A 19,900-nucleotide genomic window follows, 5' to 3' on the forward strand; every position below is an offset into this window, starting at 1 on the left:
CGGCCCCCCCCCTCCCCACATCCCGGGGGGGGCGCCCGGGGCCCGGGGCCCCCCGCCCGCGCGGGGGGGGGGCGGGGGGGGGGGGGGGGGGGGGGGGGGGCGGGGGCGCCCGGGCCCCCCCCCCCGACGCGCCTTTCCGGCCACCCGGGCGTAACCTGAGCTTCCGCCACGTGTCGATCAGGAGGGGTGGCCGCATGACCGCCGTCTGGGAGAACCTGACCGTCGACGCCCGGGACCCGTCCCGGCTCGCCCGCTGGTGGGCCGAGGCGCTCGGCTACCAGGTGATCACCGACAAGCCGGACGAGGTGGAGATCCGCCGCACCCCCGACACGCGCCCCGGCCTGGTCTTCGTCCCGGTCTCCGGCCCGAAGCAGGGGAAGAACCGGCTGCACGTCGACCTGCGCCCGACCGACCTGGAGGCCGAGGTGGAACGACTGGTCGACATGGGCGCGCGGCACGTCGACGTCGGGCAGGGAGAGGCGGGGTGGACGGTGCTGGCCGATCCCGAGGGCAACGAGTTCTGCGTTCTCCGGGAGCGCGAGGAGTGAGCCGGTCTTGCGAGCCCCGCAGTCGCGACCTCCGGCTGCTGCCACCGCGTTGACCGACGACGCGGCGCGGCTGGTCGCCGAGGCGCCGAAGGACACCGGGTACGGGCGGTCGCCGTTCGAGCGCGACCGGGCCCGGGTGCTGCACTGCGCGGCGTTCCGCCGGCTCGCCGCGAAGACCCAGGTGCACGCCGCCGGCACCGACGACTTCCTGCGTACCCGGCTGACCCACTCGCTGGAGGTGGCGCAGATCGCCCGCGAGATGGGCGCCCGGCTCGGCTGCGACCCGGACGTGGTGGACACCGCCGGGCTGGCCCACGACCTGGGTCACCCGCCGTTCGGGCACAACGGCGAGTACGCGCTGGACGAGCTGGCCGCCGCGGCCGGCGGCTTCGAGGGCAACGCGCAGACGCTGCGGGTGCTCACCCGGCTGGAGGCGAAGGTGCTCACCCCGGACGGGCGGTCCGCCGGGCTGAACCTGACCCGGGCCGCGCTCGACGCGGTCGGCAAGTACCCGTGGCCGCGCCGCCCCGGCGAGCGCAAGTTCGGCGTGTACGCCGACGACCGGCCGGTCTTCGACTGGCTGCGCGCCGGCGCCCCGCCCGGCGACCGGCGCTGCCTGGAGGCCCAGGTGATGGACTGGGCCGACGACGTGGCCTACTCGGTGCACGACGTCGAGGACGGCATCCACGGCGGGTACGTCGACCTGCGCCCGCTGCTGGCCGACGAGGGCGAGCGGCGGGCGCTCTGCGCCGACGTGGCGGCCGCCTATTCCGGGGAGGCCCCCGAGGACCTGGGCGAGGTGCTGGCCGACCTGCTCGCCGATCCGGTGCTCGCCCCGCTCGCCGCGTACGACGGCAGCCATCGGGCGCTCGCCGCGCTGAAGGCCACCACCAGCGTGCTCACCGGCCGGTTCGTGTCGAGCGTGGTGGCCGCCACCGAGGCACGCCACGGCCCCGGCCCGCACCGCCGCTACGCCGCCGACCTGGTGGTGCCGCGCCGGATCAAAGCGCAGTGCGCGCTGCTCAAGGGCATCGCGTTGCGTTACGTGATGCGCCGGCCCGGTGCCAGTGGCCGCTACGACCGGCAGCGGGAACTCCTCACCGAGCTGGTCGCCGCGCTGCTCGACCGGGCGCCGGACGCGCTCGACGAGGTCTTCGCCCCGCTCTGGCGGGACGCCCCGGACGACGCCGCGCGGCTGCGCGTGGTGATCGACCAGGTCGCCTCGCTCACCGACCCGGCCGCGCTGGCCTGGCACGCCCGGCTGGTGTCGTCGAGCTGACCGCCCGGCCGACCCGGCCGGGAAGTGAGGGTAGCCTAAGCGGCATGACGGATCGCCCGAAGACGCTCACCGCCGCCACGGTCGTCCGGACCTCGCGGCCCACCCCGCACCTGATCCGGCTCGTGCTGGGCGGCGACGAGCTGACCGGCCTGCCGGTGGGCGCGTACACCGACCACTACGTGAAGTTCGTCTTCCCGCCGGCCGGGGTGACCTACCCGCACCCGACCGACCTGGCCACCATCAAGCGCGAGTTCCCGGCGCCGCAGTGGCCGCGGCTGCGCGCGTACACGGTGCGGGCGTTCGACCCGGTGGCCGGCGAGCTGACGGTGGACGTGGTCCACCACGGCGAGGAGGGGCTGGCCGGCCCGTGGGCGGCCGCCCTGCGCCCCGGCGACCGGGTGCTGTTCACCCGGCCCGGCGGCGCGTACGCGCCGGACCCGACCGCCGACTGGCACCTGCTGGCCGGCGACGAGAGCGCGCTGCCGGCGATCGCTGTCGCGTTGGAACGGCTGCCGGCCGGCGCCCCGGCCCGGGTGTACGTCGAGGTCGAGGGGCCGGCCGACGAGCTGCCGCTGCCCAGCGCCGGGGCGGTCGAGCTGCGCTGGCTGCACCGGGCCGGCCGACCGGCCGGGGAGGCGTTGGTCGAGGCGGTCCGGGCGCTGGCGTTCCCGCCCGGTCGGGTGCACGCGTTCGTGCACGGCGAGGCCGGCGCGGTCAAGGAACTGCGCCGGCTGCTGCGGGTCGAGCGCGGTGTGCCCCGGGCCGACCTGTCCATCTCCGGCTACTGGCGACGCGGCCTGGACGACGAGGGCTGGCGCTCCACCAAGCCGGCCTGGAACGCCGAGGTCGAGGCCGAGGAGGCCGCCGTCCCGGCCTGACCCGGCTCCTGAGGCGTTCCGCCCCGCCGTGGCGGCCGGGCCGCCCAGGATGGGGGCATGGCGGAACAGGTGGGCGAGCGGCCCGCGACGGAGCCGGCCGACCGGGTGGTGCTCGGGCTCGGCGTGGCCGGCGTGCTGGCGGTGGTGGCCTGGGGCGTGTTCGCCCGCGGTTCCCTGGCGTCGTTCGGCGCGACCGGGCTGAACTGGACGATCGACACGTTCGGCTGGTTCTTCGTGGTCGCGGCCGACGCGTTCCTGGTGCTGGCGGTGGTGGTCGCCGCGTCCCGGTTCGGCCGGATCCGGCTGGGCGCCGACGACGACGAGCCGGAGTTCAACGGGCTGGCCTGGATCGCCATGATGTTCAGCGCCGGCATGGGCATCGGCCTGGTCTTCTTCGCCGTCGCCGAGCCGATCCAGCACTACGCGGCGCCGCCGCCGGCCTCCGGCGTCGAGCCGCAGACCGGTGCCGCCGCCGCCACGGCCATGCAGTACACGCTGTTCCACTGGACGCTGCACCCGTGGGGCATCTACGCGATCGCGGCGCTGGCGCTGGCGTACTCGACGTTCCGCAAGGGGCGGGGAAACCGGATCTCGTCGGCGTTCGTGCCGCTGCTCGGGGCCCGGGCGTACGGCCCGGCCGGGCGCGCGATCGACCTGCTGGCGGTCTTCGCCACCGTGTTCGGCTCGGCGACCAGCCTGGGGCTCGGCGCGCTCCAGGTGGCGGCCGGCCTGGACCTGGTCAGCGGCGTGCGGGACAGCCGGACGGTCGAGTTGGTCATCATCGGCGCGCTCACCCTGGCGTTCGTGCTGTCGGCCTTCTCCGGCCTGCACCGGGGCGTCAAGTGGCTGTCCACCACCAACGTGCTGATCGCCGTCGCGTTGATGCTGTTCGTGTTCGTGGTCGGCCCGACCGTCTACACGCTGGAGGTGCTGCCGGCCGCGGTCGGCGACTACCTGAGCGGCCTGGTGCGGATGTCGACCCGTACCGGCGCGTTCTCCGACCCGGCCTGGCTGGGCTCCTGGACGATCTTCTACTGGGCGTGGTGGATCTCCTGGGCGCCGTTCGTGGGCACGTTCATCGCCCGCATCTCGCGCGGGCGGACGGTCCGGCAGTTCCTGATCGGGGTGCTGCTGGTGCCCAGCGGCGCGAGCGCGGTCTGGTTCGCGGTGATGGGCGGGACCGCGTTGCGGACCCAGGCCACCGGCACCCGGGACCTGGTGGCCGACGTGGGCGCCGGTTCGGAGCAGGCGCTGTTCGGCCTGCTGGATGCGCTGCCGCTGGCCACGGTGACCAGCGTGCTCGCCATGGTGCTGATCGCGCTCTACTTCGTCACCAGCGCCGACTCGGCGTCGCTGGTGCTCGGCTCGCTGAGTTCACGAGGCGCGCTGCGCCCGCACCGGGGCGTGGTGGTGCTGTGGGGCGTGCTCATCGGCGCGGTCGCGGCGGCGCTGCTGCTGGTCGGTGGCCTGGACGCGTTGCAGCAGGCCACCATCCTGGTCGCGTTGCCGTTCGTGGTGGTGATGCTGGGCCTGGCGGTGTCGCTGGTCCGGGAGATGTCCGCCGACCCGGTGCTGCGCGCCGGGGCCCGCCCGCGCCGGTCCGGCCTGGCCGCCGCCGTGCGCGCGGCCCGGTCGTACGAGGAGGAGGACCCGCCGCCGGTGACCCGCTGGCTCCACCGACCCCGCGAGTGAGTGCGTCTACCTCGATTTGTAGCAGGAGTGCTACATTCCGAGGCATGACTGCGGTCGAACTTCCGGGGGCGGTCGCGGCCCCCCGGCCTCCCGACGAGGATCTGGTCCTCGACGTCCGCGACCTGCGCATGCGCTACGGCGCCGTCGACGTGCTGCACGGCGTCGACCTCACCGCCCGGCGCGGTGAGGTGGTCGCGCTGCTCGGGCCCAACGGCGCCGGCAAGACCACCACCATCGAGATCCTGGAGGGCTTCCGGCTGCCCTCCGCCGGCACGGTCCGGGTGCTCGGCGTCGACCCGGCCCGCGGCGACGAGCGCTGGCGCGCCCGGCTCGGCGTGGTGCTCCAGTCCTGGCGCGACCACGGCAAGTGGCGGGTCCGGGAGCTGCTCGCCCACCTCGGCGACTTCTACGCGCCATACGCGACCGACCGCTTCCCGCGCCCCTGGCCGGTCGACGACCTGCTGGCCACCGTGGGGCTGACCGCGCACGCCGGCACCCGGGTGGCCCGGCTCTCCGGCGGGCAGCGCCGCCGGCTCGACGTGGCGGTCGGCATCGTGGGCCGGCCGGAGCTGCTCTTCCTGGACGAGCCGACGGTCGGCTTCGACCCGGCGGCCCGCCGCGAGTTCCACGAGCTGGTGCACCGCCTCACCGACACCGACGACACCACCATCGTGCTGACCACGCACGACCTGGCCGAGGCGGAGAAGCTGGCCGACCGCATCCTGATCCTGGCCGGCGGCCGGATCGTCGCCGAAGGCTCGCCGGACCAGTTGGCCCGCCGCGTCGCCTCCGACGTCGAGGTCCGCTGGACCCGCGACGGCGAGCGCTACGTGCACGCCACCGCCGACGCCACCGGCTTCCTGCGTGACCTGCTCCGCGAGCACGGCGACCGGGTGCAGGAGCTGGAGGTGCGCCGGGCCAGCCTGGAGGACGCGTACCTGGCGCTGGTGCACGAGGAGGAGACCGGCATCCGCACCGGGCGGGCCGAACGGGTGTGGCAGCAGGAGGCGACGCGATGAGCCCGACCACCACCGCCCTGCGGGCCGGGCTGCGACGCGGCCTGATCGAGCTGCGCGCCACGTTCACCAACGGCCAGGACCTGTGGAACTACTTCTTCCCCACGGCGGTGCTGCTGGTCGCCATGTTCTTCATGCGCGGCTCGACGGTGCCCGGCACCGACTTCTCGCTGGGCGCCCGGACGCTGCCCAGCGCGCTCGGCATGGGCCTGCTCTTCGGCGGCCTGCTCGGGCTGGCCCAGCAGCTCATCGTCGACCGGGAGGACGGCACGCTGCTGCGGGCCAAGGCGATCCCCAACGGCATGCTCGGCTACCTGGTCGGCAAGCTGGTGCTGATCTCGGCGATCTCGCTGATCGGGGTGACCATCCAGCTCGTCCCCGGCCTGTTCTTCCTGGACGGGCTGCGACTCGGCGACCCGGGCGCCTGGCTCACGCTGGCCTGGGTGGTGCCGCTCGGGCTGGTGGCGACGCTGCCGCTGGGCGCGGTGATCGGCTCGGTGATCGAGAACCCGCGCAACATGGGCCTGGTGGTCCTGCCGATCTTCGGCCTGATCGCGCTCTCCGGCATCTTCTACCCGATCAACGGCCTGCCCGGCTGGCTCCAGGGCGTCGCCCAGGTCTTCCCGCTCTACTGGCTAGGCTTGGGCATGCGCTCGGCGCTGCTCCCGGCCGACCTGGCGGCGGTCGAGCTGGGCGGCTCCTGGCGGCACCTGGAGACGCTGGGCGTGCTCGGCGCCTGGGCGGTGCTCGGGCTGGTGCTGGCCCCGGTGGTGCTGCGCCGGATGGCCCGCCGGGAGTCCGGCTCCCGGGTCGCGGCCCGGCGGGAGCGGGCCATGCAGCGGGTCGGATGAGAGGGCGTCGATGAGCGAGACCGTGCACAACCGGATCGCGGTGCTGCGCGCCGAGCGGGGCGTCTCCCGCCGGCAGCTCGCCGACGCGCTCGGGGTGCACTACCAGACCGTCGGCTACCTGGAACGCGGCGAGTTCCGGCCCAGCCTGCACCTGGCGCTGCGCATCGCGGCCTACTTCGAGGTGCCGGTCGAGGTGGTCTTCTCCATCGAGCCGTTCCCGCGCATCGGCGACCCCGCGGCGGCCCGCTCGGCCTGAGCCGGCGAGGGCGGGCGTGGTCCGCCACACGCCCGTCCCCCCGGCCGCCGGATCGTCGGTCCGGCAGGGCAGGATGTACGCCGAGGGGGTGGCGGTCATGGCGGGGCGGATCCGGGACGAGGACATCGCGTTGGTCCGCGAGCGCACCGCCATCGCGGACGTGATCTCCGAGGTGGTGACGCTCAAGTCGGCCGGAGGCGGCAACCTCAAGGGGCTCTGCCCGTTCCACGACGAGAAGAGCCCCTCGTTCAACGTGTCGCCCGCCCGCAACGTGTTCTACTGCTTCGGCTGCGGGGTCGGCGGCGACGCGATCAAGTTCCTGATGGACGCCGAGCACCTCGGTTTCGTCGAGTCGGTCGAGAGCCTCGCCGCCCGCGCCGGCATCCAGCTGCGCTACGTCGAGGACGACCGCTCGACGCCGCGCGCCCGGCCGCAGCAGGGGCAGCGGCAGCGCCTGGTGGCCGCGCACGCCGCCGCCGTCGAGTTCTACCGGGCCCAGCTCACCACCGCCGGCGCCCGCCCGGCCCGGGAGTTCCTGGCCCGCCGGGGCTTCGACCGGGCCGCCGCCGAGCGCTACGGCTGCGGCTTCGCCCCCGACGGGTGGGACCTGCTCACCAAGCACCTGCGCCAGCAGGGTTTCAGCCACGACGAGCTGGTCACCGGCGGCCTGTCCCGGCCGGCCCGGTCGGGCTCGCTGATCGACCGGTTCCGCCGCCGCCTGATGTGGCCGATCCGGGACATCACCGGCGACGTGATCGGATTCGGCGCCCGCAAGCTGTTCGACGACGACGACGGCCCGAAATACCTCAACACCCCCGAGACGCCGATCTACAAGAAGTCGCACGTCCTCTACGGCATCGACCAGGCCAAGCGGGAGATCGCCAAGCAGGGCAAGGTGGTGGTGGTCGAGGGCTACACCGACGTGATGGCCTGCCACCTCGCCGACGTCCCGACCGCGGTGGCGACCTGCGGCACCGCGTTCGGCGGCGACCACATCTCGGTGCTGCGCCGGGTGCTCTTCGACAGCGACGAGCGGGCCGGGGAGATCATCTTCACGTTCGACGGCGACGCCGCCGGCCAGAAGGCCGCGCTGCGCGCGTTCGAGGACGACCAGCGCTTCGTCGGGCGTACGTTCATCGCGGTCAGCCCCGACAACATGGACCCGTGCGACCTGCGGCTGGCCAAGGGCGACCTGGCCGTCCGCGACCTGGTGGCCCGCCGCGAGCCGCTCGTCGACTTCGCGCTCCGGCACGTCATCAACCGGTTCGACCTCGACACCGTCGACGGCCGGGTCGAGGCGATGCGCCGCGCCGCGCCGCTGGTCGCGCAGATCAAGGACCGGGAGAAGCGCCCGGAGTACGTCCGCAAGCTCGCCGGCGACCTCGGCATGGAGATCGAGCCGGTGCAGCGCGCCGTGCTGGCCGCCGGCAACGGGCAGCCGGCCAACGGTCGGCCCGCGCCGACGCGCCCCGGCCCCGCCACGCCCGCCGTGGACAGTCCCCGCTCCATGGTGGAGCGGGAGGCGCTGAAGCTGGCGTTGCAGGAGCCGGTGCTGGCCGGTCCGATGTTCGACGCCGTCGAGGCCGCCGACTACCAACACCCGGTGCACGCCGCGGTGCGGCTCGCCGTCGCCGCGGCCGGCGGGGCGGCCGGCGCCACCGGCGGCGCGGTCTGGATCGAGCGGGTCCGTGACGCCTGCGGCGACCTGGCCGCCCAGGCCCTGGTGGGAGAGTTGGCGGTGGAGCCGTTGCGCATCGACGGCGAACCCGACCCGAGGTACGTCTCGGTCACCATGGCCCGGTTGCAGTGGAGTTCGGTCACCGGCCGGATCCGGGATCTCAAGTCGAAGATCCAGCGGATCAACCCGGTGAGCAACAAGGACGAATACTTCGCCCTGTTCGGGGAGTTGCTCTCGCTGGAACAACACGCGCGGGCGCTGCGCGAGCAGGCCGCCGGGGGACTGTGATGGGACTCTTCCGCCGCCGCCCGAAGCTGCCACCGGCCGATCGCCCGCCGCTGGCCGCCGACGAGCGGGTGCTCGCCTGGGCCGCCGCCGGCAACGGCGAGGGCGACGGCGTGGTGGTCGCCAGCAACCGTGGGCTCTGGCTGCCCGGCCGCGGCGAGCGCCTCGGGTGGCACGACGTCCTCAAGGCGGTCTGGTCCGGCCGGGAACTCGCCGTCACACCGGCCGAGCCGGTCGCCGAGCGGGACGGCTACCTGGTGGTCGCCGACGCCCCGGCCGAGACCTATCTGCTGCTCGACCCGGGCGAGCTGCCGCACCAGGTGCGGACCCGGGTCACCGGCTCGGTGGCGTACACCGCGCACCACCCGGTGCCCGGCGGCGGTGGGCGGATCGCGGCCCGGCGGGTGCCCGGGGTCGATGGTCTGACCTGGACGGTCCGCTACGACCCGGGCACGCCGGCCGACGACGAGGCGGTGGCCGCCGAGACCGGCCGCCTGGTGGCCGAGGCCCGCGCCGCCACCACACCCGCGGACGTCTGACCGAGACCGGCGCGGGGTGGGCCCCCTCAGCGGCGTTGAGCGACATCCTGCCGATAGGTGGTTGGGCGGCCCTTGCCGCCGTCTTGGTGTACGAGGCCACGATTGCGCAGACCCCGGAGCGCCTTGCGAATGTTGGGGCCGGTCAGGTTGAGCGTGGCTTCGAGTTGAGCGACAGTCATCGGTCCGGGTGCGAGCGCGTCGTAGATTCGCAGCTCGGTGGCGTTGAGGGTCTTGCCCATCGGGGTGGCTGCGGGGCTGCGTAGCAGCACGGTGAACCTGATGTTGGTGTCGATGTACTGCGCCGGTGGCAGGGAATGACCCGACAGCTCGTGCGCGATGGTAGGGATGCCACTGGCGAGGGCCTCGATGACGCGGCCACCGGTGGCGGCTGAGCGGACGTGTTGGCAGACGGACACGAGAAGACCGTTGCGGGCAGAGGTGACGGCGTCGTGGCCGAGCCGGTCGACGGTGATGCCGTACAGACCACCAGGGTTGGTGATGACGAGACGGTCGCGGCGCAGCCGCACCTCAATGGCGAAGGCTTGCGACCAGTGGTCGAGGTCGCGGTGGATGAGGGCATTTGCGATAATCTCCCGGAATGCGACCAGGGGGTACGCGGGGCGATCGGCGACGCTGCCATCGGGGTTGGCGACGATGACCGTGTCGAACGCGCGTCGGGCCCAGTCCAACGCGGTGTCGAGCATACGGGGAATGGGGCCGGTGATCGTGATCTGGTTACGCGCTCGCGCTGCGGGCGGATCATGAGGCAAGGGCTCTGCGGCTGCCTGAATGACGTAACGGGGAAAAAATTGCTGTGGATGGACGCCGAGGGCTAGCAATCCGGCCGTAGTGGGTTGTCCCCCATGCACGATGACGCCGGCTCGACGGAGCAACTCGTCGTCGCTGGTGAAGCGTCCCAGCCCGGTGGCATCCCGCTCGCGTACCGTTGCGAGGTACGAGGCGACCAGTTCCGGGTCGAGGTCGTCGAAGGTGGCACCGTCGACGGGGCGTCGGTCGAACAGCGGCGGTCGCCGGGCGGCAAGGAACCCCTGCGTTTCCAGGTCGGACAGCGGAAAGTCGCCGTCGTAGCTGCGAAGGTAGGCGGTGCCGGTAGCAGTGACCCGGCATGGCTTCGCCGATGGGTCGCATTCGTGAACCCGAGCCACGACCACCGGTTGCCCGTCGACGGTGCCGTCATCGATGGAGAGCCGCACGGGTGGGGTGTACGCCCGGGCCTTCGTAGCGAGCCCTTGCTTGAGGACTTGCGGATCGGCCAGCGTGACCGGGCGAAAGCCGGTGCGTTCGTCTAGGCCCAGGATGATCGTTCCCCCGCCGGGGAGATTCGCCAGGGCGCTCAGCGAGGCGGTCAGCGAGGCGGGTAACCCCCCTGCGGCGGCCTTGACCTCGACGTTGGTCGTATCCCCGCCCGACGCGCGGAGCGTCCGTATCAGCTCGTCCAAGCCATCGATCATGGCGTGGAATGTAACCGGAGGTGAGTTACATTTCAAGCTCATGGGTTACATTTCTGCGTCGCGGCGGCCGGTTGCGCGTCGAGAACGATCATGCTCCAGTGCCTCCAGCGACAGCCCTGTCGAGCGGGGCGTCATCGCGTCACCTCTCGGCTGACCGGAGAGTCTTGTGCACCTGCGGCCTCGCAATTCAGTCGTGTGGTTCGATGCCGGCTGTTAGCGTCGCGGGATGTTCGCCACCGACCGGGTCCGGTTGCGCCCGCCCACGCCTGACGACGCGCCGAGCTTGTTCCGGCTGCGCAGTGATCCGGAGCAGCACCTGCTCACCGACGACGAGCCGTTCCTGCCGCACCACGTCGGGCAGGAACGAGCCCGGCTGGAGAAGCAGGTCACCGATCCGCCCGACGGACGCACCTGGGTGTCCTTCCTGGCCGAGACCGTGGCCGACGGCACGTTCCTCGGTGGATGCACGCTGTGGGGGATCAACACGTTCGAGCGGTACGCCCATCTCGGCATCTCGCTGGTGCCCGAGGCGCGTGGCCAGGGCTACGGGACCGAGGTGGTCCGGCTGCTTTGCCGGTACGGCTTTCGCAGCCGGAACCTCCGCCGGCTGGAGCTCGAGACGTTGGCCGGCAACACGGCCATGCGGCGGACCGCCGAGACGTGCGGCTTCGTCCACGAGGGCACCCAGCGGGAGCGCGCCTACGACGGCGACGGCTTCGCGGACCTGGCGATCTACGGCCTGCTCCGGCGCGACTGGACGCCGTAGCCCAGCGACGTCGACGGCCTCACCGGCATGCCCGAACGCGCTACCGCACCGTCGCACGACCTGTTTAGCTGGCTCGATCCGTCAGAGCCCTGAGCCCGCTCGCCGGAGCGGCAGCGGCGGGCCGCCTCACCGGAACTCGCTGCGGTAGGTCGAGGCCAGCTCGGCGGCACGGCGGCGACGCTCGGCGAGTTCGTCCGGGGAGAGCTGTGGCGGCGGTACGTCCCGGCCCGCGACGACGTCGCCGATGCGGGCGAAGTACTCGTCCTGCCCGGCCGGGGTGCACATGCACAGCATGTGGGCCGGTGCACCGGAGACGTTCCGGAAGTGGTGCGGCGCGTTGGCCGGGATGTTCACCGTGGACCCGGCCCGGACGACGTGTTTCCCACCGCGGAAGGTGAACTCGATCTCGCCGTCGAGGATGGTGAACATCTCCTCGAAGTCGTGCCGGTGCGGCGGTGGGCCGCCACCGTCAGGGACGCGCATGTCGATCAGGCAGTACGCGCCGTTGGTCTGCTCGCCCGTGATCAACATTCCGTAGGTGTTGCCCACCAGGGAGATGTAGGTCGTGTCGGGATCGTCGGGGTTCGCCACGGTCAGCGAGCGAGCGGGGTCGTCGTCGGGAATCATCATGATCATCTCCTGGGTGTGCGACTGGTCCGGGTGGATCGTCCGAGCGGCCCGGGACTGTTACGGCCGCGGTTCCTGCGCCTCGGCTACCTGCACACATCGGCGCAGGGCAGCCGCCATGTACCGGCGCCACAGGGGGGCGAAGGGACCGGCGAGGAAGGGGCGCCGACCCGGGAGCGGCTTGAACTCGTAGGTCCAACGGATGAGGGTGCCGTTCCCGTCGGGGTTGAAGTTGAATTCGCCCCGCACTCCGGCTGCAAGGCGCGAGAGGACGTTCGTGAACCCGGTCAGCTGGTACGCGAAGATCGAACCCTCGGTGTACTCGGTCAACTGCTCGTTGGCCTGTGACCCGTCCTCGAACTGCGGGTTACGGGTGGGGCCGACGTGATCCCAGGCCTCCGTCTGGTTGGCCACGCCCCGAACGCCCGGGAACGGCCCGACCCGGTGAAAGACGCTCGGCAGGTCGATCGGCGCGATCACCCGGAACGCGGTGGCGGGCGCCACCCGGGTGCGCTGCTGGACCGTGATCGAGACCGTGCGATCGGTCGGGCCGATGAGCAGCGGTACGGGTGGAGTGCCTGACGGGTTCGTGCGGCTGTCGGTCATCGGTTTCCCATCCTCGGGTGATGGTCGGTCGGCCTGGACGGGTATCAAGCGGTGGGCGCGAGGACGACGGTCTTGCCGGGCAGTTCACCCGCGCCGGCCCGGGCGTGGAGCGCGGGCAGGTCGGCCAGCGCCACCCGCTCGGCGACGTCGACCCGCAGCTCGCCGGTGCCGATCCGGGCGGCCAGGTCGGCGAGTTGGTCGGCGTCGCTGCGGACGAACAGGTCGATGCCACGCACGCCGCGCCCCTCGTCGGCGGGGGCCGGCATCCAGACGGTGGTGTTGACCAAGGCGCCGCCGTCGCGGATCAGCGTGACCAGCGCGGCGAGCTGTTCCGGGGCGACGGGTGCGAGGTTGAGGACGAGGTCGACCGGCTCGGTCACCGCAGCGGTCACGTCGATGCTGGTGTGGTCGATCACCTCGTCGGCACCGTTGGCCTGGACACGCTCGGCGCTGCGCGGGCTGGCCGTGGCGATCACGTGGGCGCCGACCTCCTTGGCGAGCTGGACCGCGTATCCGCCGACCGCTCCGCCGGCGCCGTTGATCAGCACCCGCTGACCGGCGGTCAGCTTGCCGTGGTCGAACAGCGCCTGCCACGCGGTGAGGCCCACCAGCGGGAACGCCGCCGCGTCAGCCAACGGGATGTTTCGGGGCGCACCGGTCAGGATCTCCGCCGGCGCGATCACGTACTCCGCCGCCGCCCCGGTGCCCGTCATCGGCAGGAAGCCGACGACCTGGTCGCCCACCGCGACGTCGGTCACGCCGGCACCGAGCGCGTCGACCGTGCCGGCGACGTCGAGGCCGGGGGTGTGCGGCAGCTCGACCGGGATCGGGCCCTGCATGAAGCCGGCGCGGATGTTGCCGTCGACACCGTTGAACGACGTCGCCGCGACGCGGATCCGGACCTGACCGGCACCGGGGGCGGGCTGCTCCACGTCCTCGTAGCGCAGGACCTCGGGACCGCCGAACTCGTGGAAACGCACTGCCTTCATCGCTGAACCTGCCTTCGTGGGCCGATGTGCCTCCGCGGTTGCCGGAGACGTCACCCAACTTCGCAGGATCCGGCGCGGTTAGCCTGGGCCGGGTTGGCCCACCCTGATGACGGCCGGTTCCCCGGCGACCGCGACGATCTCGGCCAGACGCGCCGCGTCGGCCGAGCCCGGCGCCGCGGTGAGCATCAGAGCCGACAGATCGTCGCCCGGGACGGAGAGCAGGCTGCCGACGAGCGTGACCGCGCCGACGTCCGGATGGATGAAGGCGGCGCTGCTCTCGTACGCCGCCACCGGTCGCGGCGCGCGCCACAGCGTGTCGAAGAGGCGGCTTCGGCTGCGCATCTCGTCCACCAGCGCGGCGAGCCGCGCATCGGCGGGGTAGCGCAACAGTGCGCTCCCGAGCTGGGCGGCGAGGATCGCCTCATGGTCGGTCGCGTCGTCCGCGGACTGCTTGAAGTCGTTGAACGGAGCGCAGAACGTGCGCCAGGCGATGTTCCACTCCCACGGGTCTCCGGTGAGATCCCAGTGCCCCAGGGCCAGGAACGCGCTGTTCACGGCCACCAGGTTCATCGCCGCGTCGGAGACGAACATCGGAGTGTCGGTGAACCGTTCCAGCAGCCGCGTCGCGCCCGGACCGACCTCGTTCGGCACCCGCCCGTCCGCGGCGGCGTACCCGGCCAGCGCGCAGAGCCGCTCGTAGTCCGCCCGCCCGGTCCGCAACGCACGGGCGATGGCGTTGACCACCCCGGCCGACGGATGGCTGCGGCCCTGCTCCAACCGGCGTACGTAGTCCGCCGACATGCCCGCGAGATCGCCAAGTTCCTCCCGCCGCAACCCCTGCGTCCGCCGCCGGCCGACCGGCAGCCCGACGGCCTCGGGTGCCGTGTTCTCCCGCAACTGGCGCACGGCGGCACCGAACTCGTGACGTTCCACGGCCCAATTGTGCCCGGTCAGCGTGGCGACGCCGGCACGGATGCCGGCCGCTCAGCGGTCTTCGGCGGCCGTCCCCTGCCAGGGATCGACGACCTCGATGCCGGTGTCGGCGAAGTCCTTGGTGTTCCGGGTGGCCAGTGCGGCGACCTGAGTGCGGCAGATGGCCGCGATCTGGGCGTCGAAGCCGTCGATGGGCCGGCCGAGCCTGTCCCGGCCGGCCACCACGTCGGCGTAGGCGCCGGCTGCTGCGAGATCGAAGGGCAGCACCTGGCGAGGGAACGCGGCGACGCCGGAGCCACGCCAGCACCACCGGCGCGGGCTCAGCCCGCATGAGTTCGGAGACGACGTTGGTGTCGAGAACGATCATCACTCGGGCAGGCTCGCCGCGCGGGGTCGAGTGGAACGGGCAGGTAGGTCCAGCTCGACGCCACCGAGCCCGGTGAACCGGGCGGTGAGCGCGCTGAACAGGTCGGTTCCCGGTGCGTCCTCGGCAACGGCCGCGGTGAGGATGTCCCGGATCTCGGCTTCCATGGACTTGCCGTGTTGCGCGGCGCGGATTCGCAGCTTTTCGCGGACCGCATCATCAAGATCTCTGATGCTGAGGGCTGCCACCATTTTCCTCCTATCGGAGCCGATGAGAGCAATGCTGGCACTTCGGGGCGCGCGGTTGAGCGGCTGTTCGTGAATAGAAAAGGTCGGCGACGACCAGGGCGAGCTGCTCGACCGGCTGTCGAGGTGATTCGGGGCCGCCGGCTGATCGGCCGCGGGTCCCGTCGGCCCGGCCGCGCATTCGGTTGCCGACGCAGGCCGGCGCGGAGTCGCCGTTCAGACCTCCGTTGTCAGGACGTTTGGCAGGTCGCCGAAGCGTGCTTTGGCGTCCCGGCTCAGGACGATCCGTCCGGTTTCGGCCGCGTGGGCGGCAATGATCAGGTCGTGGGCGCCGCGCGGTGTCCCGGCGCGGCGTACGTGCGCGACGAGTCGGGCGTGGTGGGCGGCGGTCGCCTCGGTGAAGTCGAGGACGTCGACCGCGCTGACGATCGCCGCCAGCGCTCGCGCCCGGTCCGCCGGGCGGGCGACCGTGTCGGCCAGTTCGATGCCGACCCGGTATTCGACGACGGTGACGGCGGCGATCGCCAGCTCGTCCTCATCGAGGGAGGCGCGGTCGAGCGTGCCGCGTTCGTAGGCGATGAGGACGTTGGTGTCGAGGATCAGGCGCGCACCGGCACCTGCATCTCGGTCACCCACCGGTCGAGGTCGTCCGGTGGGCAGTCCAGGTAGACCTCGCGAGCGAAGCCCGGCTCGACCGCCCGGTGGCCGTTGTCGTCGATCCAGGTGGCGATCTTCTGCCCGGTGCGGAACGCCTCCGACATCGGGCCGTGGTGCAGCGCGGTCGCCGCGTACGCGATGGGGGGAAGCGTGACCACCTCGAAGCCGGCGGCGGCGGACACCTCGGCCGATCCGACCGGGAAGGCCGCGTGCACCCGGATCGTCTCGTCGCCCGGCTCGGCCGGCGCCGGCTCGTACCAGGCGATCGGCGCACCGGTGATGTCCACCCGGTGCCGCTCCAGCAGCTCCATCAGCCGGGGATAGAGCGGGCTGAGGTTCTCGGTGATCGACGTCGGGTGGTCGTAGCCGGCGGCGGTGCCGGACAGTTGCGCCACCCGGATCGCCGGGATGCTCTTCAGGACGACGTCTCCGGTGTCCATGTGTCCCTCGCTCTCGATCATGCGGAGTCGCGCGTCGACCTGGGCCAGGCGGGCGGTGTCCTGCCGCATGCGCGTGGCCAGCTCGGCCCGGCGCAGGCGCAGCATGCCGCGCAGCTCGGCGGCATCCACCTTCTCGTCGAGCAGCGTCTGCACCTGCTGGAGGCTGAAGCCCAGGTCCTTCAGGGCGGTCACCCGGTTGAGCAGGCGTAGTTGCGCGGCGGTGTAGAAGCGGTAGCCGCTGTGCGGGTCGACGTGGGCGGGACGCAACAGGCCGATGGCGTCGTAGTGGCGCAGCATGCGCACCGACACCCGGCCCAGGCCGGCGAACTCTCCGATACTGAACATGGTCCACCCAGCTTCGGCCCTGACACGGTGTGAGGGTCAAGCGCTCACTCGTAGTGGTAGCGGCACTGCGCGATCTGTACGGTGTCATCCGTGATCCGGTAGACCAGGCGATGCTCCTGATCGATACGCCGTGACCAGAACCCCGCCCAGTTACCCCGAAGCTGTTCCGGCTTGCCGATGCCCTGGTGGCCATTGCGCCGGATGTCCTCGATCAGCGTGTTCACCCGCTTGAGCATCTGGCGATCCCGTTGCCAGGTTAGGTAGTCCTCCCAGCCACGGCCGGCGAACTCGACCTTCACGCCGCCGACGCTCCGTCCGAACCGGCGTCGGGGTCGATCAGGTCGTGGGTCTCCCCGCCCCCGCTGCGCAGTTCCTCGACAGCTTCGTTGAGCCGACGCGCGTTGGCGGGGCTGGCCATCAGGTACGCCGTCTCCTTCAACGACTCGTATTCGCGCAAGGAGATGATGACGGCGGCCTCATGGCCGGAGCGGGTGACCACGATTTCCTCGGCATCGTCGACGACATGGTCGAGCATCTTGGCCAGGTTCTGTCGGACTTCCGAGTAGGGCACGGTACGCATGACGCCTCCCAGGCTAACGTACAATAAATTGTACAACTAGCGCTCATGCGCTGCGATAGAACCGCCGCGCGCCGGGATGCAGCGGGATCGGTTCGGCCAGCGACGCGACTCACCGGGCGCGGGCCCACATGATGAAGCGTTCGGCCAGGCCCTGCGGGGTGGCGCCGTCCCGCCCGGCGGTCAGGTCGGCGGTGGCCTCGCACAGCAGCGTGCCGAGATGGATCAGCAGCGCGACCCGGTCCTCGCGGTACTCACCGAGCAGCGCCAGCCGGGCCGGGGAGCAGGGCCACGCCGCGCCGCAGATCCGGCAGCGCCAGGACGGGCGTGCCGCGACGTGCGGACGGTACCGGGGCATGGGCGTACCTCCGTCGCAGTGGGAGGGGGCGTCGACGGACCTCGTCGTGCGCCGACGCCCCCGGCGTGGTTCCGCCCGCCGTCCGATCCCGTGAGCGGTCCCGCTGCGTGACAGTCTGGTGACGTTCCGACTACGGTGGGGCGTCCGGCACGGCGACGACCAGCGCGTCAGACGGCCGGCTCCCGGGTGTGTCGAGGATGTACGGAGGCTGTCCGTGGAACTGTCGTCCATGCTGGAGCACTTCGCGGAGGAGCTGCGGCTGGCCCGCGCGGCCAACGGCATGTCGCAGGCGGCGTTGGCCGAGGCGCTCACCTACTCCGGTGCGCTGGTGGCCAAGGTGGAGACCTGTGAGCGCCGCCCGAGCCTGGACTTCGCCCGCCGCTGCGACACGGTGTTCGGCACCGACGGGCGCTTCGAGCGCATCCAGCGGCGCATCGGCCGGGAGGCCGTGGTGCCGTGGTTCCGCGACTGGCCCGGCATCGAGGCGGAGGCCACCGCGCTGCGCTGGTTCGAGCCGATCTGCGTGCCGGGCCTGCTCCAGACCGAGGGCTACGCCCGCGCGCTGCTCGCCGGCGGCCGGCTGTTCGCGCCGGACGAGGTGGAGCAGCAGGTGACGACGCGGCTGGACCGGCAGGCGTTGCTGACCCGCGACCGGCCGCCGCTGCTCACGTTCGTCGTCGACGAGCACGTGCTGCGCCGGAGCGTCGGCGGGCCCGAGGTGATGCGCGAGCAGGCTCGCCACCTGGTGAAGGTCGGCTCGGGGCTGCCCCGGGTGCGGATCCACGTTGTGCCGCTCACCGTCGGTGCCTACGCTGGCGTCAGCGGCCCGTTCGTGATCGCCACCCCACCGCACGGCGAGGACGTCGTCTTCCAGGAGGGGCAGCTCCACGGCCAGGTGATCGACCGCGCCGACCACGTGCGGCGGATGGTCGAGGTGTGGGAGTCGGTCCGCGGTGAGGCGCTGTCGCACCAGCAGTCAGTCGATTTCATGACGGAGGTGGCGGAGACATGGACCTGAGCAGTGCCCGGTGGCGCAAGAGCAGCCGCAGCAATGCCGCAGGCGGAGCCTGCGTGGAGGTGGCGGACGCCCGGCCCGGCGGGGTCGCGGTGCGCGACTCCAAGGACCCGGCCGGCCCGGTGCTGGCCTTCGCGCCCGACGCCTGGCGCGCGTTCGTCGACCGGCTCGCCGCCCGCTGACCGACGCCGGGGCGGCGGTGTCGAGGTGACCCGCCCGCTGACCGACGCCGGGCGGCGGTGTCGAGGTGTCCCGCCACCGCCGCCCGTCGGCTCGGTCCCTGATCATGCGGCACCGGCCGGTCCCGGGTTTCCTGGGAAGTGGCTGGTTACCCGACCCGACCTCGGGGCAAGTCGTGCAGGACGGCACGACGACGAGGGAGGTGCGATGGCCAGCGACGAGTCTTCCGCCCGTGAGGGGCGCGAGCACACCGGGCCGGTGGGGCCGGACGACGGTCCGGACAGCCCGACCGACCTGCCGGGTCCGGGCTGGGTGGCGACGCTCAAGCGGACCGTCCGGGAGTTCTCGGACGACAACTTGACCGACTGGGCCGCCGCGCTCACCTACTACGGCGTGCTCTCCATCTTCCCGGGCGTGCTGGTGCTGATCTCCGTGCTCGGCCTGCTCGGCGAGCGGGCCACCAACGGGGTCCGGGACACGGTCGGCCAAGCGGTGCCGGAGCCGAACATCCGACAGATCATCGAGAGCGCGATCGACCAGGCCGGCCAGTCCGGCGGGCTGGCGAGCATCGCGGCGGTGATCGGTCTGGTCGCCGCGTTCTGGTCGGCCTCCGGTTACGTCGCCGCCTTCATGCGCGCCTCGAACAGCATCTACGACGTGCCGGAGGGCCGGCCGATCTGGAAGACGCTGCCGATCCGGCTCGGCGTGACCGCGGTGATCGGCGTGCTGCTGCTGGTCAGCGCCGTGATCGTGGTGTTCACCGGTGGGCTGGCCGAGCAGGCCGGCAACGCGATCGGGCTCGGCTCCACCACGGTCACGGTGTGGAACATCGCCAAGTGGCCGGTGCTGTTGCTCCTGGTCAGCCTGATGTTCGCGATCCTCTACTGGGCCTCGCCGAACGCCCGGCACGGCGGCTTCCGCTGGGTCAGCCCCGGCGGGATCCTCGCCGTGGTGCTCTGGCTGGTGGTGTCCGGCCTGTTCGCGCTCTACGTGAGCAACTTTGGCTCGTACAACAAGACGTACGGCGCGGTGGCCGGCGTGATCATCTTCCTGGTCTGGCTCTGGCTGAGCAACGTGGCCATCCTGCTCGGCGCGGAGTTCGACGCCGAGTTGGAGCGCAGCCGCGCCATCGCCGCCGGGCTGCCCGAGGACGAGGAGCCCTACGTCGAGCTGCGCGACGATCGCAAGCTGCGGAAGAAGCGGAACGCGCCCGCGCCGCGCTGACCTCGCACGTCGCCGCCCTGCCCGGAGAACCGGGCGGGGCGGCGCGTTTTCATGATCCGAAAGGAGCTTTTGTTCATACG

At 72.3% G+C, this 19,900-nt stretch carries 25 protein-coding genes; 13 read left to right on the top strand and 12 right to left on the bottom strand.

Features of this window, described 5'->3' with window-relative positions:
- Positions 1–194: 194 nt before the first annotated feature.
- The 9 genes from ACH495_RS22355 to ACH495_RS22395 all read left to right on the top strand — a co-directional run bounded on the left by ACH495_RS22355 (position 195) and on the right by ACH495_RS22395 (position 9,022).
- A complete protein-coding gene (locus ACH495_RS22355) occupies positions 195–548 on the top strand; it encodes a VOC family protein (protein WP_396859644.1) in 354 nt (117 codons plus the stop codon).
- A 49-nt stretch (positions 549–597) separates the two neighbouring features.
- Positions 598–1,827, top strand: a complete 1,230-nt coding sequence (locus ACH495_RS22360; RefSeq protein ID WP_396859837.1) for a deoxyguanosinetriphosphate triphosphohydrolase — start codon at positions 598–600, stop codon at positions 1,825–1,827.
- 44 nt (positions 1,828–1,871) lie between these two features.
- Positions 1,872–2,705 (top strand): siderophore-interacting protein, encoded by an 834-nt coding sequence (locus tag ACH495_RS22365; protein WP_396859645.1) that lies wholly within the window; start codon positions 1,872–1,874, stop codon positions 2,703–2,705.
- 57 nt (positions 2,706–2,762) lie between these two features.
- Positions 2,763–4,397: a BCCT family transporter gene (locus tag ACH495_RS22370; RefSeq protein WP_396859646.1), complete on the top strand. Its 1,635-nt coding sequence runs from the start codon at positions 2,763–2,765 to the stop codon at positions 4,395–4,397.
- Positions 4,398–4,441: 44 nt separating this feature from the next.
- The gene (locus tag ACH495_RS22375) at positions 4,442–5,416 is read left to right on the top strand and encodes an ABC transporter ATP-binding protein (RefSeq protein WP_396859647.1); all 975 of its coding nucleotides are present in this window, start codon (positions 4,442–4,444) and stop codon (positions 5,414–5,416) included.
- On the top strand, positions 5,413–6,264 hold the full coding sequence (locus tag ACH495_RS22380) for an ABC transporter permease (protein ID WP_396859648.1): 852 nt from the start codon (positions 5,413–5,415) through the stop codon (positions 6,262–6,264). Before ACH495_RS22375 ends, ACH495_RS22380 begins: the two co-directional genes overlap by 4 nt.
- Before the next feature lie 10 nt (positions 6,265–6,274).
- Complete coding sequence (locus ACH495_RS22385) at positions 6,275–6,520, top strand: helix-turn-helix transcriptional regulator (RefSeq protein ID WP_357388648.1); 246 nt, start codon at positions 6,275–6,277, stop codon at positions 6,518–6,520.
- 73 nt (positions 6,521–6,593) lie between these two features.
- A complete protein-coding gene (gene dnaG, locus ACH495_RS22390) occupies positions 6,594–8,486 on the top strand; it encodes a DNA primase (RefSeq protein WP_396859649.1) in 1,893 nt (630 codons plus the stop codon).
- Entirely contained in the window at positions 8,486–9,022 is a 537-nt protein-coding gene (locus ACH495_RS22395) for a hypothetical protein (RefSeq protein ID WP_396859650.1), read from the top strand. Before dnaG ends, ACH495_RS22395 begins: the two co-directional genes overlap by 1 nt.
- 26 nt (positions 9,023–9,048) lie before the next feature.
- On the opposite strand, the gene ACH495_RS22400 is transcribed toward ACH495_RS22395, so the two are convergent.
- Positions 9,049–10,494, bottom strand: a complete 1,446-nt coding sequence (locus ACH495_RS22400) for an ATP-binding protein (protein WP_396859651.1) — start codon at positions 10,492–10,494, stop codon at positions 9,049–9,051.
- Between the two features lie 226 nt (positions 10,495–10,720).
- On the opposite strand from ACH495_RS22400, the gene ACH495_RS22405 reads away from it, so the two are divergent.
- On the top strand, positions 10,721–11,260 hold the full coding sequence (locus tag ACH495_RS22405) for a GNAT family N-acetyltransferase (protein ID WP_396859652.1): 540 nt from the start codon (positions 10,721–10,723) through the stop codon (positions 11,258–11,260).
- 126 nt (positions 11,261–11,386) lie between these two features.
- Here the strand turns inward: ACH495_RS22405 and ACH495_RS22410 are convergent, their stop codons facing one another.
- The 11 genes from ACH495_RS22410 to ACH495_RS22460 form a co-directional block, all read right to left on the bottom strand.
- Positions 11,387–11,890, bottom strand: a complete 504-nt coding sequence (locus tag ACH495_RS22410) for a cupin domain-containing protein (protein ID WP_396859653.1) — start codon at positions 11,888–11,890, stop codon at positions 11,387–11,389.
- Between the two features lie 57 nt (positions 11,891–11,947).
- Entirely contained in the window at positions 11,948–12,493 is a 546-nt protein-coding gene (locus ACH495_RS22415) for an SRPBCC family protein (protein WP_396859654.1), read from the bottom strand.
- Between the two features lie 44 nt (positions 12,494–12,537).
- On the bottom strand, positions 12,538–13,482 hold the full coding sequence (locus ACH495_RS22420; RefSeq protein ID WP_396859655.1) for an NADP-dependent oxidoreductase: 945 nt from the start codon (positions 13,480–13,482) through the stop codon (positions 12,538–12,540).
- A gap of 78 nt (positions 13,483–13,560) precedes the next feature.
- On the bottom strand, positions 13,561–14,415 hold the full coding sequence (locus ACH495_RS22425) for a helix-turn-helix domain-containing protein (protein WP_396859656.1): 855 nt from the start codon (positions 14,413–14,415) through the stop codon (positions 13,561–13,563).
- Between the two features lie 51 nt (positions 14,416–14,466).
- Entirely contained in the window at positions 14,467–14,682 is a 216-nt protein-coding gene (locus ACH495_RS22430) for a hypothetical protein (RefSeq protein WP_396859657.1), read from the bottom strand.
- Between the two features lie 99 nt (positions 14,683–14,781).
- A complete protein-coding gene (locus tag ACH495_RS22435) occupies positions 14,782–15,027 on the bottom strand; it encodes a FitA-like ribbon-helix-helix domain-containing protein (RefSeq protein ID WP_396859658.1) in 246 nt (81 codons plus the stop codon).
- Between the two features lie 213 nt (positions 15,028–15,240).
- Positions 15,241–15,660 carry a PIN domain-containing protein gene (locus tag ACH495_RS22440; protein WP_396859659.1) on the bottom strand — a complete coding sequence of 140 codons (420 nt, stop codon included), beginning with the start codon at positions 15,658–15,660 and terminating at the stop codon, positions 15,241–15,243.
- Positions 15,624–16,466 (bottom strand): MerR family transcriptional regulator, encoded by an 843-nt coding sequence (locus ACH495_RS22445; protein WP_396859660.1) that lies wholly within the window; start codon positions 16,464–16,466, stop codon positions 15,624–15,626. Before ACH495_RS22445 ends, ACH495_RS22440 begins: the two co-directional genes overlap by 37 nt.
- Before the next feature lie 44 nt (positions 16,467–16,510).
- Positions 16,511–16,765: a Txe/YoeB family addiction module toxin gene (locus ACH495_RS22450; RefSeq protein WP_396859661.1), complete on the bottom strand. Its 255-nt coding sequence runs from the start codon at positions 16,763–16,765 to the stop codon at positions 16,511–16,513.
- Positions 16,762–17,046 carry a type II toxin-antitoxin system Phd/YefM family antitoxin gene (locus ACH495_RS22455; RefSeq protein WP_396859662.1) on the bottom strand — a complete coding sequence of 95 codons (285 nt, stop codon included), beginning with the start codon at positions 17,044–17,046 and terminating at the stop codon, positions 16,762–16,764. The genes ACH495_RS22450 and ACH495_RS22455 overlap by 4 nt, the downstream gene beginning before the upstream one ends.
- Positions 17,047–17,155: 109 nt before the next feature.
- Positions 17,156–17,401, bottom strand: coding sequence for a flavin reductase (locus ACH495_RS22460; protein ID WP_396859663.1), 246 nt, complete (start codon positions 17,399–17,401; stop codon positions 17,156–17,158).
- A 214-nt stretch (positions 17,402–17,615) separates the two neighbouring features.
- On the opposite strand from ACH495_RS22460, the gene ACH495_RS22465 reads away from it, so the two are divergent.
- From ACH495_RS22465 to ACH495_RS22475, 3 genes are all read left to right on the top strand, one after another.
- Positions 17,616–18,419, top strand: coding sequence for a Scr1 family TA system antitoxin-like transcriptional regulator (locus ACH495_RS22465; RefSeq protein WP_396859664.1), 804 nt, complete (start codon positions 17,616–17,618; stop codon positions 18,417–18,419).
- On the top strand, positions 18,410–18,598 hold the full coding sequence (locus ACH495_RS22470; protein WP_396859665.1) for a DUF397 domain-containing protein: 189 nt from the start codon (positions 18,410–18,412) through the stop codon (positions 18,596–18,598). The genes ACH495_RS22465 and ACH495_RS22470 overlap by 10 nt, the downstream gene beginning before the upstream one ends.
- 205 nt (positions 18,599–18,803) lie before the next feature.
- Positions 18,804–19,820, top strand: coding sequence for a YihY/virulence factor BrkB family protein (locus ACH495_RS22475; RefSeq protein ID WP_396859666.1), 1,017 nt, complete (start codon positions 18,804–18,806; stop codon positions 19,818–19,820).
- Positions 19,821–19,900: the final 80 nt, after the last annotated feature.

It is taken from the genome of Micromonospora sp. NPDC018662 (genome assembly GCF_044391475.1).
Classification (GTDB): Bacteria; Actinomycetota; Actinomycetes; order Mycobacteriales; family Micromonosporaceae; genus Micromonospora.